Raw genomic sequence first — 12,843 nt, 5'->3', positions numbered from 1 at the left:
TTCGATTACTGCGTTTTTAATCCGAGTGGCCTCGTTCACGCAAGCCCCGCTTGTTTCCACGAACTGCGACAGTATGGCTCAGTGATTGTTGCTGCATTTGCGAGTATGGATGCTGCGTAGCAGCGAAATGGGCTTTCGTTTGCGGTAACGAAACCGCAGGAAACGAAAACACTTGACTGGAAATGCCAACAAGTCGCAGGAATAGCGCAGAGGAGTCGCTGCCTTTGCGCGGCAACAGGGAGAGAAAGATGAATTTCAAACGCCGTATTCTGGTGTCCGCAATGGCTTTGGCCATGGCAGGCGCATTGCCGTCCTTGGCTGCCGCTGCTGATAGCATCGCTATTATCACGCCCAGCCATGACAACCCGTTCTTCAAGGCCGAGGCCGACGGTGCTGCCGCCAAAGCCAAGGAACTTGGCTATGAGGCAATGATTCTGGTCCATGACGACGATGCCAACAAGCAGTCGCAACTGTTCGACAGCGCGATTGCCGCCAAGGTGAAGGCGATCATTCTGGACAATGCCGGTGCCGATGCTTCGGTTGCCGCCGTGCAGAAGGCCAAGGATGCGGGTATCCCGAGCTTCCTGATCGACCGCGAGATCACCGCTTCGGGCGTTGCCGTGTCGCAGATCGTGTCGAACAACTACCAAGGCGCGCAGCTTGGGGCCGAGGAATTCGTCAAGCTGATGGGCGAAAAGGGCGAGTACGCGGAACTGCTGGGCAAGGAATCGGACACCAATGCCGGTATCCGCTCGCAGGGCTATCACGATGTGATCGACCAGTATCCCGATCTGAAGATGGTCGCGCAGCAGACCGCCAACTGGTCGCAGACCGAGGCCTATACGGTCATGGAGTCGATGCTTCAGGCCAATCCGGGCATCAAGGGCGTGATCTCGGGCAACGACACCATGGCCATGGGTGCATGGGCCGCGCTTGAGGCTGCTGGCCGCACCGATGTCATTGTCGTCGGTTTCGATGGCTCGAACGACGTGCGCGACTCGATTGCCAAGGGCGGGATCAAAGCCACCGTGCTGCAGCCGGCCTATGATCAGGCCCAGTTGGCGGTCGAGCAGGCTGACAAATTCCTGAAAACCGGCGCGACCGGAGTCGAGGAAAAGCAGTTGATGGATTGTATCCTGATCAATGCCGATAACGCCTCGAAACTGGAAACCTTCGCGCTGAAATGACGACTATGACCCGGTGCGGGATCGCCCGTGCCGGGTCTTTTTGATCTGGTGAGACCCGTTATGACACGCATCCTCCTGACTGCGGCCTGTCTGGTCGCGGCCTTCGGGCTGAGCGGTTGCAAGATCGTGAAGACGCAAACTGCGGACGAAAAGGCCCCGGCGGCCGATGCCAGCGGCGACGACGCCCGCATCCAGAATTTGCTGGCCGAGACATGGGAGCCCAAGCTGGTTCCAACCATCAACGAAAAAGCTCTGCCGGTCGCTGATCTGCGTGCCGCCGTCGCAAGCGGTCTGGAGGCAGCGGGCAAGGCTCATGGCAAAGCCGGTTCCGGCGCAGGCGCTGCGTGGAACTTTGCGGTCAAGGGCGAAGGCAAGGTGGTCGAGGCCAATCTTGAAAGCCGCGCCCGCACTTTGGGGCTGGATACTGACGCCGATGGTGCGTCCGATGTGACGCTGCAACTTGGCCCTGTGGTCAAGGGTACGGCTTTGCGGGACTTCTCGCCTTTCTACGACTTCACCAATTTCCGCGACCAGATCGAATTCGCCAAGCTTGGCCGCGCCCTGAACGATGTCGCGACGGCCTCGGTTCAGATCCCTGATGGCGATCCGATCGGCAAGACCGCTGCTTTCACTGGCGTCATAGCCATCCGTTCGGCCTCCGAGGCGTGGCTCGTCAGCCCGATCACCCTTGAGATGAAACCATGAGCGAGGGGCATCCGATAGGTCTGACCATTCGCGGCGGCGTCAAGGTTTATCCCGGCACACGCGCGTTGAAAGAGGTGGACTTTGATCTGCGCATGGGCGCGGTCAATGTGCTTGTGGGCGAGAATGGCGCCGGTAAATCGACGATGATGAAGGTCATCGCCGGCGTTGAATCCCTGACCGAGGGCGAGATCACCCGCAACGGCAAGGTGGTTGATTTCCACTCCAAGGCGGACGCGGTGGCACAGGGCATCGGCATCGTCTTTCAGGAACTGAACCTGTTCCCGAACCTGACGGTTGCAGAAAACATCTTCATCGGGCGCGAGCCGACCCGTGCGGGCGTCGATATCGACCGCGAGTATCAGCGGGCCGAAACCGCCAAGCTGATGAAGCGGCTGGAACAGCCGATCCATCCCGACACGCCGTTGGGTAACCTGCGGATCGGTCAGCAGCAGATCGTCGAGATTGCTAAAGCACTGGCGCAGAACGCAGAAATCCTGATCCTTGACGAGCCGACCTCGGCCCTGTCCGCCGCCGAGGTCGAGGTGCTTTTCCGCGTCATCGCCGATCTCAAGGCCCATGGCGTCGGCATCGTCTATATCAGCCATCGGCTGGAGGAACTGATCCGTATCGGCGATTATATCACCGTGCTGCGCGATGGCGAGATTACCGGCTCGCGTCCGATGCAGGGGGTCGATATTCCGTGGATCGTGCGCGCGATGATCGGCGACAGTTCCAAGGAATTCGGTCGCACCGAGCCCGCCAATTTCGGTGATGAAGTCTTTCGCGCCGAGGAGGTTTCCCTTCCGCGTCCCGGCGGTGGCTATGCGGTCGATCACGTATCGCTTTCGGTCCGGTCCGGAGAGATTGTCGGTCTGTACGGATTGATGGGCGCGGGACGCACCGAGTTTCTGGAATGCATCATGGCCCAGCATCCCCATTCCGGCGGGCGCTTTTTCGTCGAGGGAAAGCCGCTGACCGAAAAGGATGTGACGGGCCGGATCGCGCGTGGCATCGCCTTGATCCCCGAGGATCGCAAACGTGACGGCCTTGTGCAGATCATGGCCATTCGGGAAAACCTGACGCTGTCGGCGTTGCCCCGCTTTGCCAAATTCTTCCATCTCGACCTGAAGGCCGAAGCGAAAACCGCTGCCGAGTTCGTCAAGAACCTGACAATCAAGGTCGCCAGTCCCGAAAACCCAGTCTCCAGTTTGTCGGGCGGTAACCAGCAAAAGGTCGTCATCGGCAAGGCGCTGATGACCGATCCCAAGATCCTGCTGATGGACGAGCCCTCGCGCGGGATCGACATTGGCGCCAAGGCCGAGGTTTTCCGCACCATGCGCCGCCTTGCCGCCGAGGGACTTGGCATCCTGTTCGTCACATCGGATCTGGACGAGGTGCTTGCCCTTTCAGACCGCATTATTGTCATGGCCGATGGCCGCATCACCGGCATGTTTGAAAGCGGCACCGACGCCGCAGCCGTGATTGCCGCCACCGCCCCCGTCAAGGAGCCCGCCGCATGAGCGCCGCCACCCCTTCTGCCACTGCAAGCCACGCGATTTCTCCGGGGACAAGCGCGCTTTTGCTGCTGTTGAAGATGCGGACCTTTGTCGCTCTGATCCTTGTTTTTGCCTTCTTCGCCATCAATGCGCCGAACTTTCTGACCACCGCGAATGCGGTTATCATCTCGAAACACGTGGCGCTGAATGCCTTTCTGGCCATCGGCATGACCTTTGTCATCATCACCGGAGGGATCGATCTTTCGGTGGGTTCGATCGTCGGGCTTTGCGGTATGGTGGCTGGCTGGCTGGTGCTGAACGGCATTGATCTGGGCGCTTTGGGTATCGGTTATTCGTTACAGTTCAACACGTTCGAGATTGGACTATTGACCGTTCTCGTCGGCATGCTGGTCGGGCTGATAAACGGGCTTCTGATCACAAAACTGAACGTCGCGCCCTTTATCGCCACGCTTGGCACACTTTATGTCGCACGCGGAGCGGCGCTGCTGTCCTCGGGGGGGCGGACCTTCCCGAACCTTTCGGGCAATGCCGAATATGGCTCGGCAAGTTTTCCCTATATCGGCACCGGAAACCTGCTTGGTCTGCCCTTCATGATCTGGATGCTGATCGTCGTTGCCGCTTTGGCAGCGTATATCGCCAGCCGCACCCCACTTGGCCGCCATATCTATGCTGTCGGTGGCAACGAACGCGGTGCAGCGCTGTCGGGCGTCAAGGTTAACCGCGTCAAGCTGTTCGTCTATGTCTTTTCGGGCTTCTGCGCGGCGCTGGTCGGGCTGATCATCGCGAGCCAGTTGCAGGCCAGTCATCCGGCCACCGGCGAGACCTTCGAATTGAACGCCATTGCCGCTGCGGTTCTTGGCGGGACTTCGATGTCGGGCGGGCGCGGGCGGATCGGCGGCACGATTGTCGGGGCATTCGTGATCGGCATTCTGTCGGACGGGCTGATCATGATGGGGGTGTCCTCCTTCTGGCAGACTGTCATCAAGGGTCTGGTGATCATTGCAGCCGTCGTGATCGATCAGGCGCAAAGCCGCCTTCAGGCCCGTGTCGCCCTACAACAAGAGGCCGCGGCCGCCGCGCGGACCTCGTGACGGTCGCTTTGCCAAGCGGTCGGGGATGCACTACAAGCCCCCCGACCGAAAGACCCTAATTCCCCGCGGAGCCGCCAAGTGCAGCAAAAGCCCGAGATCACGCGAGATGAGACCATGATCGGCCTTTTGTCCGAGCCCCGCCGCCGCCGCATTCTGGAATGGATTCAGGAAGAGGGTGCGGCCCGTGTGCGCGAACTTGCTTCGGCGTTTCAGGTGTCGGAGGCGACGATCCGTCAGGATCTTGAGCGGCTGGAGAACGAAGGCTTCATTACGCGTGAGCATGGTGGGGCCTATTTGAACTCGGCCCCGTCGCAGGTCGAAAGCCTCATGTTGCATCATCAGGAAAACATGGACAAAAAGCGCCGCATTGGTGCATTGGCTGCAAGTCTGGTCGAGGATGGCGAAACGCTGATCCTTGACGCAGGAACCACTACCACCGAGGTTGCCACGCGCCTTGTCAACCGCAAGAACCTGACGGTCATCACCAACGCCCTGAACATCGCGATTGTGATGGGCGCCGTGCCTGGGTTCGAGGTCCATATGCCCGGCGGTCAATTCAAGGCTCCGACGTTGTCGCTGTCGGGCGATAAGTCGGTCGAATATTTCCGCAATATCTTTGCCGGAAAGCTGTTCCTTGCCACCGCGGGCGTCGCCTTGGATGCTGGACTGACCTATCCCAGTTTCGCCGATCTGCAACTGAAAGAGGCGATGATCCGCGCTGCTTCGCGCGTCTATCTGGTCGCAGATAGCACCAAGATCAATAAAAGCTCGTTCACGCGGCTCGGCTCACTTGAGGTCGTCCATTCGTTCATCACTGATGACGGAATATCGGACGCGGATGCGAAAGAATTCGAGGCGCGCGGCATCGAGCTTCTTATCGCCAAGTGACTATAGCCCCTCGCGGAACTCCTCGATCAGGTGCATGACGATGGCACGATGCGCCTCGTCGCGGTTGGCGCCCGCTGCCGTGGCCGAGGCGAAAACCGCGCGCTGTCGATCTGCCGAATTGCCATGTGCCACAATCTCGCGCAGGCGCGCCACGTTGGGTTGGCAGGCAAGCTGATCGGCATCCTCGGCGATCATTGCCAACCATTCCTCGGCAAGGACGTCATGCGGTTTGATCTCGCCGCCGCCAAAGTCGATCAGCCCTTTAGCCAAACCATGGCGCAATGCACGCCAGCGATTCTCGCCCAGCAGGAAATTATCATATTGTCGCCAACGCATGTTGCGCTGTGACAACCGCCACAGCATTCGTAAACTCGCCTGAATCAACGCTGCCAAAGTGATGGTATCGGCCAATCGTGGGCATGCGTCGCAAACCCGCGTTTCAAGGGTCGGGAACCGCGCCGAAGGCCTTAGATCCCACCAGATCTCGCTGCTGTCCCTGATGATTTCCAGATCCGACAAAGCCCTGGCCGAGCGGTCGAACTCGTTCCAGCTTCCCAGATCAGGCGGTAGGCCCGTCCGTGGATAGCCCGCAAAGACAGTCGTGCGATACGAGGCGAGGCCGGTTTCCTCGCCTTGCCAAAATGGGCTGGAAGCCGAGATTGCCAGCAAGTGTGGTAGAAAATACTTGAATTGGTTCATCAGGTCGATGCGCAGATCCTGATCGTCGATACCGACATGCACATGCATACCGCAGATCAGCATGCGGCGGGCCATCCCGCGCATTTCTTGCGACAGACGATTGTAGCGGTCCTTGTCGGTATGATCCTGATCGCGCCAGTCGGCGAGCGGATGGCAGGCCGAGGAAATAGGAGCAAGCCCGAACTCGGTGGCCTGCCGCGAGATTGTGCCGCGCAAACGTGCGAGATGGCTTCTTGCTTCAAGGATGTTCGCGGAAACCGGTGTGCCGATCTCGATCTGGCAGCGCAGGAACTCCGGGCTGACCTGATCCTCGAGTTCGGCCTTACAAGCAGCCATCAGCGCGTCGGGGGCATCGCGAAGTGCGCCGGTTTCGGCATCGACCAGCAGATATTCCTCTTCGATGCCAAGTGAAAATGCGGGTTCTCGGGACATGAGGGCTCAACGTTGCTGCGGATCCGGAACAAGCACGAAACGGCCCCGAATGTTCCCGGAACCATACATCTATGATTGAAACACCTTGTCTGGCATGTCAGCTTTCAACCCTCGGGAGCAGGATCTTAACTAACGGAGGAAACATGGAATTTCTTTTTCCACGAGGGTTTTTGCATGCAGTTTTCGCGGCAGCTTTCGTCATGGCAGGGCCGGTGATGGCCGAGCCTTTAGCGCATGAACAACGCCTCAATCTCTGGCCGGAGCGTCCGGCAGGAACTCCGCCTGATCTGCAGGAGCAAATCGTCGACCGCAGCAAATCCCTGTTTCGCGCCGACCGTGCGTTGATGGGCATTGCCGAGCCCTCGCTGACCGCGTTCCTGCCCGAGAAACCGAACGGAACCTCGTTGATCATTGCGCCGGGGGGCTCGTATCAACGCGTCGTTCTGGACAAGGAAGGGATCGAAATCGCGCAGGCATTGGCGGCGCAAGGCGTGACGGCATTCCTTCTGGCCTACCGCCTGCCCGGAGAGGGTCATGACAATGCTGCCGATGCTCCATTGGCCGATGGACAAAGGGCAGTCCGGCTTGTTCGCCAGCATCCGCAGGAATGGGGGCTAGATCCGGCCCGTGTCGGCTTCCTTGGCTTCTCGGCGGCGGGCCATCTGGGCGCATCGCTTTCGGTCGGATTTGATCGCAAGGTCTATGCTCCGATTGACGCTGTCGATCAGGTGTCGGCACGTCCGGATTTTTCGGCGTTGATCTATCCGGTCGTCACGATGCAGGACGACAAGGTGCATGAAGGTTCGCGCAAAGCGTTGCTGGGCGATGCACCCACGCGTGAACAGAAGGACGCCTATTCACCCGAGCTGCACGTAACAAGCGAAGTTCCCGAAACCTTCATTGTCTTTGCCGATGATGACCCCGCCGTTCCGACCGAAAACGCGATCCGGTACTATTCGGCATTGCGCAATGCGGGTGTGAAAGCCGAGATGCATATCTATCGCGATGGCGGCCATGGTTTTGGCATCAAAGGTGCGCAGGATCTGCCGGTCGCGGGATGGCCAAGGCTGTTCTCGGACTGGCTTGAGCGGACCGGAATGGTTCCTGCAAGCGATAGCTAAGTCTTCCGTCCTTCGATCACGTCGCCTTGAGGCGGGGGAACAGGGCCAGCGCGGTTACGTTGGTTCTGCATGCTGAAACCAGTCAGGAGGACCTGAAAATGGACCACGCATTGCATGACCGCCTTCGCGCGGAGGAACTGACCGACGCGATATTGGATGGCGCTGCGGTTTATGGGCCGGATGATGAAAAAGTCGGCGCTATTTCGCATCTGCATGGCTCGGGACCGGATGGTCAGGCCATTGTCGAAGTGGGCGGTATCCTCGGGATCGGAGCAAGACCGGTCGCGCTCGCGTTGCGCGATCTTGATCTGATGCGCGATCTGAGTGGCACAGTTCATGCCGTGACGCGATACAGCAAGGATGAGTTGAAGCGGATGCCAGAGCATCACCACTGATCCGGCAGAAATGACGGCGGCGCGGGATTGTCCCGCGCCGCCTCATCAGGCAGAGGAAGATTCCATGCCCGCAAAGTCCAAAGCCCAACAGAAAGCCGCAGGCGCGGCGCTTTCAGCCAAGCGGGGCGACACGAAGAAAGGCGAATTGCGCGGGGCCTCGAAGGAAATGTTTGCCTCGATGTCCGAAGCGAAACTCGAAGACCTCGCCAAAACCAAGCATCGCGGCAAACCCGAACACGTCGCCAAAAAGGTGATACGGCGGGCGGTAGAACCTCCCACCGTGGCAGAGCGTTCAGGACCGTGGTTCGACGACGTTGACGTGAATTGCGTCGATCCCCTCGATGCTGGCTTCGATCCGGTCACCGGCAATGACCGCGCCGACGCCTGCCGGAGTTCCTGTAAAAATCAGATCGCCCGGACGTAGCTCGAACAAGCGGGAGAGATAGGCGATCATTTCGGGAACTTTCCAGATCATCTGGTTCAGGTCTCCGGTTTGGCGGACCTCGCCGTTGACCTTGGCCCATAGGGCGCCGTTGGTGGGATGGCCGATTTCGGCGACCGCATGGATGGCGCTGCACGGGGCCGAGGCCTCGAAGGATTTCGCGACCTCCCACGGGCGGCCCATTTTCTTGGCGGTGGCTTGCAGGTCACGGCGCGTCATGTCCAAACCGACGCCGTAGCCGTAGACGCAATCAAGCGCGTCCTCGATCGCGATATCGGTGCCGCCGGATTTGAGCGCAACAACCAGTTCAACCTCATGATGGACATCCGCGGAAGCGGTGGGGTAGGGGAAGTCCCCGCCCAGAGGCACGATGGCGTCGGGGTTCTTCTGGAAAAAGAAGGGTGGTTCCTTGTCGGGGTCGTGGCCCATTTCGATTGCGTGTTCGGCGAAGTTGCGCCCGACGCAATAGATGCGGCGGATCGGGAACAGCGTATCATCTCCGGCCACCGGAAGGGTCGGGATCGGAGCCGGAGTAAAGGCGTAAGTGGCGCTCATGTCGTTCTTGTCCTGCTTTTGCGCGCGCGGCTTGGAATGCTGCATCGCGGTCACAGGCATTGCTGTCGTCAATTCCGACGGGGTCAAGGGCTATTCCGCCGTCAGGCCGGTTCCGAAGGCGCAAGGGCCGATTCAGGTTTCATTCCTTTGGGAAGCCTGCTCGTGCGGACGAAATGCGCGGCGCGGGCGGCGAAGGTTACCTCGAAAACATGCTGGCGGGCGAAGTCCCGCGCTTTCTGGGCCGACGCAGCGATCTCGTTCCGGTTCTCGTGCAGCCGCGCGATGGTGCGCGCCAAAGCACCGGCATCAAATATAGGCACCTGCCAGCCCGATCCCGAAACCTCGACAATGCCGCGAAAGGCGTCGTTCGCATATCCCGCGATCGGCACACCGCAGGACATCACCTCGGGATAGGTGCTGGAGGGGTCGCCTTGCGTGTGGCAGCAGACAAACATGTCGGCGGATTGACGCAAATAGGGAATCCATCCGGTCTGGAAATCAAGGACGCCACGCAGGATCATTTGTTCCCGTAACCCTTCGGCTTCGATCTTTGCCTGCAATTCTGCTTGTTGGGGGCCAGAACCGTAGACGTCGAAGACGAATGGCACACCTAGCCTGCGCAATTCTGCAGCGACGCGCGGAAGTTCCATCACACCCTTCATCGGGATCATCCGGCCGCCGAAGACAAGGCGCAGCGGCTCTTTGGCACGGATGTGCTGAAGTTTGGCCTCCATCGCCTGATCCGAAATGACCTCGGAGGCGCGCACCCGATTGTCAAAAAACAGCATAGTGTCGGGATTGAGTTGCCGGTAGTTCTCATAGGTAGGCGTCCCGCTGCATTGCAGACCGGCAGCGCGGGCTACCATCTTACGGCGTATTTTCTCGGTGCGCCAAAGCCAGACATGCCTGCGCAGGCGTTTCAACGGATTGAGCTTTTCCGAGGCTAATATCTGGCGTTCGGTGTGTGGCGAGTACTCGGTCACGAACACCACCGGCAAGCCCATCCTTTGGCAAACATCAAGCATCGGTAATTCGTTGCGCGCAAGAAAGGCCACGACCTGAGCGGCATTGGCCAGACGGCTGACCAGGGCCTCGGTGTTGGAGAGGCGAAGTTCAAGTCCGGTTTCGCCTTCGCCGGGCATGTATTCGTGATGGTCCATATCCGTGGTCGGCTGGTCGTCCAAAGCGACAAGGCTGGTGACCGGACCGGGCCAGTTCTTGGCGTATTCGGCCGCGCCCTCCATGTATTTCTGGGTCAGGACCAAGCCGCCATTCGGCCCACGCTGCGCTTGCAACGAGGGCAACAGGATCAATTCATTCGGACCTTCCAGCAGATCACCCCTCATGCCAAACGCTCCAGCATCTGCTTGATTTCATCAATATCGGCGACAAACCCGCCTTCCGCCGGAAGACCCACCACGAAGCCGAACTTCATTCCCATGCAATCGGTTACCTCTTTATAGGGCATCGCGAAGCGGTAGGGCGGTTGGATGACCAACAGCGATCCACCTGCCGCAAGCGTATAGATCGCATGGCCCAAATGGCTGCCTTCGACGGCAACCACCACCGGTGCGTCCAGTGCGACACGGGCGATCGAATCCGCGCCCATCCTTTCCGGATCGAGAATATCGAAGCCCAAGGTAGCGAGAAACTCGATCACGGCCTCTTCGTTGAGCAGCCGCCGAGGCTCGCCCAGCGACGATCCCCGGCGCAGGAACACACCGGCAGATGGCGGGATTTCCCCAAGATTGGCGCGCAACCGTGTGCGCAACTCGTTATATCGCGCCAGTTTGAAGCTGTTCTGGGAAAAATCGCGATAAAGGCTCAGACGGCTGATCTTAGCGTGTCGCGGCATCGGCGGAGGCGGCAGGTCGAACAGCGCGCGATAGCCTGCCTCATGCATATAGGGCTTGGTCGGTGCGACGATCCGTAGAGCATCCGGGGGCGGAACCAATTCTAACGGTAAACTGTCCTGCATGAAGTTGCCGAAAAAATCCGCGCCCATCCACGATGAGACCAGATGCGCTTCGGGTATGACCCTGCGTGATTCCAGATCACGGTCATAAAGCTTGGCCTCGCCAATCCCGATGCGTTCCTTCGCGCCGCCGCGATACAGGTAGGCTCCGGCAAGACTGACATCGGGCACGACCAATACTTCGGTCGCTTCGTGCCTGATCGGGGTACCCTGAATCAGCCCCATTTCAAGATCGAGGTTGCGCCAGGGGGAAAGGGCGACGATCCGGTCCATCGCCCCTTCGGGATACAGCGCTGCCGACCTGCCCGTTTCCTCGGCCGGACAAAGCTCATGACGTTCAACGGCATAATGGGTCAGGTCCACCGGCCCGCGACGCAGGAGGCGCGCGAAATTGCGCGAGATCAGCGCTGCGTTCAACATGGCCGGCTGACGATTCCGATGATGCGATCCTGATCCGCCTCGGCAAGATCGGGGTAAAGCGGTAGGCACAAGATCTCATCCCCTGCGGCGCGGGCGCGTGGTAAGCGGCCCTCTGCTGTCGAAGGCAGACCGGAATACATCGGCAGATCCGAGATCAACGGATGGAAGTAGCGTCGGGCGAAGATGCCTTCCAGACGCAACTGCGTGTATAGTTCGTCCCGGCTGATCGGGTAATCTTGGCCGATCCGGACCGGAAAGGCGTAAGAGTTATGTCCGGGTTGGCCCGGCGGGCAAAGGCAATGCAGGCCCGGAATTTGCGACAGCGATTGCCAATAGCGGTTGGCCACACGGTCGCGGGCGTCGATGATCTCGTCAATTCGCGGCAGCATCGCCAAACCCACGGCCGCGTGCAGCTCGCTCATCTTGGTGTTCAGCCCGACTTCCGAGACAGTCACTTCGTCGACGATACCGTAATTCATCAGCCGGTCGATCGCGACTTTGGTCTGCCGATCCGGCGAGATAATCGCCCCACCCTCGAAGCTGTGGAATACCTTCGTGGCGTGGAAACTGATGACCGACATATCGCCCTCGGCCACCAAGGGAGCGCCGCCTTTCCGTACCCCGAAAGCATGTGCCGCGTCATAGATCAGCTTCAACCCGTTGCGGCGGGCGACGGCTGCCAGCCCCTCGGTGTCACAAGGAATGCCGTAGCAATGGACGGCCATGATCGCCTGTGTCTGCGGCGTGATCTGTGCCTCGACCGTTTCCGGATCAAGGTTCAGCGTGTTCGGGTCCACATCGGCAAAGACCGGTTGTGCGCCAGCCCAGCGAATTGCATGGGCGGTGGCGACGAATGAAAACGGAGAGGTGATGACCTCGCCGGTGATCCCGAAATGCCTGAGCGACAGAACCAGCCCAAGCGAGGCGTTGCACACTACTGAAAGGTGCTGGACCCCCAGATAACTGGCCAGATTGGCCTCGAACTGCTGGAGCAGCGGACCGTTATTCGAAAGAATGCGGCTGCTCCAGATCCTTTCGAGGAATGGCATCATCTCGGAAAGGGGGGGCAAAACAGGGCGTGTTACAAAAATAGGTGCATTGGTCATTACGGGTGGCCTCGCAAAGGCAAGCCGAAATCATTACCGCGTCAGTGTAACCTCGAATGAGCGTTCGTCACTTTATTTTGTCTGCCCGCGCACCTACCCATTTGGATAGGTCAAATCAGGCAAAGTTTGTCCGCGCATTTATTCGTAATTTAATCAAATGCTTGAGCTTCTTGTGTCATGGGTCTCGCAATGCCATCGCGAGATCTGCCATTTAGGATTTTGTGTTTTCCACAGAGCCACTTGCGGTTGTCCTGCCATCATGCAGGTCATTAACGACACGTCATATGCATCATATAGCAACTCGAAATTT

General features: G+C 59.3%; 12 protein-coding genes and 1 pseudogene. 8 read left to right on the top strand and 5 right to left on the bottom strand.

The annotated features are described in order from the left end of the window. The first annotated feature begins 248 nt into the window (after positions 1 to 248). The 5 genes from GL286_RS04110 to GL286_RS04090 all read left to right on the top strand — a co-directional run bounded on the left by GL286_RS04110 (position 249) and on the right by GL286_RS04090 (position 5,388). Positions 249 to 1,187 carry a D-ribose ABC transporter substrate-binding protein gene (locus GL286_RS04110; protein ID WP_155094239.1) on the top strand — a complete coding sequence of 313 codons (939 nt, stop codon included), beginning with the start codon at positions 249 to 251 and terminating at the stop codon, positions 1,185 to 1,187. A 60-nt stretch (positions 1,188 to 1,247) separates the two neighbouring features. After that, positions 1,248 to 1,892, top strand: coding sequence for a DUF2291 family protein (locus GL286_RS04105; RefSeq protein WP_155094238.1), 645 nt, complete (start codon positions 1,248 to 1,250; stop codon positions 1,890 to 1,892). Further along, positions 1,889 to 3,412, top strand: coding sequence for a sugar ABC transporter ATP-binding protein (locus GL286_RS04100; protein WP_155094237.1), 1,524 nt, complete (start codon positions 1,889 to 1,891; stop codon positions 3,410 to 3,412). The genes GL286_RS04105 and GL286_RS04100 overlap by 4 nt, the downstream gene beginning before the upstream one ends. Further along, positions 3,409 to 4,500, top strand: coding sequence for an ABC transporter permease (locus GL286_RS04095; protein WP_155094236.1), 1,092 nt, complete (start codon positions 3,409 to 3,411; stop codon positions 4,498 to 4,500). Before GL286_RS04100 ends, GL286_RS04095 begins: the two co-directional genes overlap by 4 nt. A 78-nt stretch (positions 4,501 to 4,578) precedes the next feature. Then, on the top strand, positions 4,579 to 5,388 hold the full coding sequence (locus tag GL286_RS04090) for a DeoR/GlpR family DNA-binding transcription regulator (RefSeq protein ID WP_343038825.1): 810 nt from the start codon (positions 4,579 to 4,581) through the stop codon (positions 5,386 to 5,388). Here the strand turns inward: GL286_RS04090 and GL286_RS04085 are convergent, their stop codons facing one another. Beyond that, complete coding sequence (locus tag GL286_RS04085; RefSeq protein ID WP_155094235.1) at positions 5,389 to 6,519, bottom strand: carboxylate-amine ligase; 1,131 nt, start codon at positions 6,517 to 6,519, stop codon at positions 5,389 to 5,391. It abuts the gene before it with no gap. Positions 6,520 to 6,662: 143 nt separating this feature from the next. On the opposite strand from GL286_RS04085, the gene GL286_RS04080 reads away from it, so the two are divergent. From GL286_RS04080 to GL286_RS22435, 3 genes and pseudogenes are all read left to right on the top strand, one after another. Beyond that, entirely contained in the window at positions 6,663 to 7,640 is a 978-nt protein-coding gene (locus tag GL286_RS04080) for an alpha/beta hydrolase (protein ID WP_211596179.1), read from the top strand. Positions 7,641 to 7,738: 98 nt separating this feature from the next. Continuing rightward, positions 7,739 to 8,035 (top strand): PRC-barrel domain containing protein, encoded by a 297-nt coding sequence (locus GL286_RS04075; protein ID WP_155094234.1) that lies wholly within the window; start codon positions 7,739 to 7,741, stop codon positions 8,033 to 8,035. A 64-nt stretch (positions 8,036 to 8,099) separates the two neighbouring features. Continuing rightward, positions 8,100 to 8,273: pseudogene (locus tag GL286_RS22435) on the top strand (DUF3008 family protein); the annotation flags it as partial. Between the two features lie 54 nt (positions 8,274 to 8,327). Here the strand turns inward: GL286_RS22435 and GL286_RS04065 are convergent. The 4 genes from GL286_RS04065 to GL286_RS04050 form a co-directional block, all read right to left on the bottom strand. Then, on the bottom strand, positions 8,328 to 9,032 hold the full coding sequence (locus GL286_RS04065; protein WP_155094533.1) for a fumarylacetoacetate hydrolase family protein: 705 nt from the start codon (positions 9,030 to 9,032) through the stop codon (positions 8,328 to 8,330). 101 nt (positions 9,033 to 9,133) lie between these two features. Further along, positions 9,134 to 10,378: a glycosyltransferase family 4 protein gene (locus tag GL286_RS04060; protein WP_155094233.1), complete on the bottom strand. Its 1,245-nt coding sequence runs from the start codon at positions 10,376 to 10,378 to the stop codon at positions 9,134 to 9,136. Continuing rightward, positions 10,375 to 11,427 (bottom strand): glycosyltransferase 61 family protein, encoded by a 1,053-nt coding sequence (locus tag GL286_RS04055; protein ID WP_155094232.1) that lies wholly within the window; start codon positions 11,425 to 11,427, stop codon positions 10,375 to 10,377. The genes GL286_RS04060 and GL286_RS04055 overlap by 4 nt, the downstream gene beginning before the upstream one ends. Beyond that, on the bottom strand, positions 11,421 to 12,533 hold the full coding sequence (locus GL286_RS04050; RefSeq protein WP_155094231.1) for a DegT/DnrJ/EryC1/StrS family aminotransferase: 1,113 nt from the start codon (positions 12,531 to 12,533) through the stop codon (positions 11,421 to 11,423). The genes GL286_RS04055 and GL286_RS04050 overlap by 7 nt, the downstream gene beginning before the upstream one ends. Positions 12,534 to 12,843 lie beyond the last annotated feature (310 nt).

This window comes from Paracoccus aestuariivivens (assembly GCF_009711225.1).
GTDB classification, from domain to species: Bacteria; Pseudomonadota; Alphaproteobacteria; order Rhodobacterales; family Rhodobacteraceae; genus Paracoccus; species Paracoccus aestuariivivens.
This window is presented reverse-complemented; position numbering and strand designations above follow the sequence as displayed.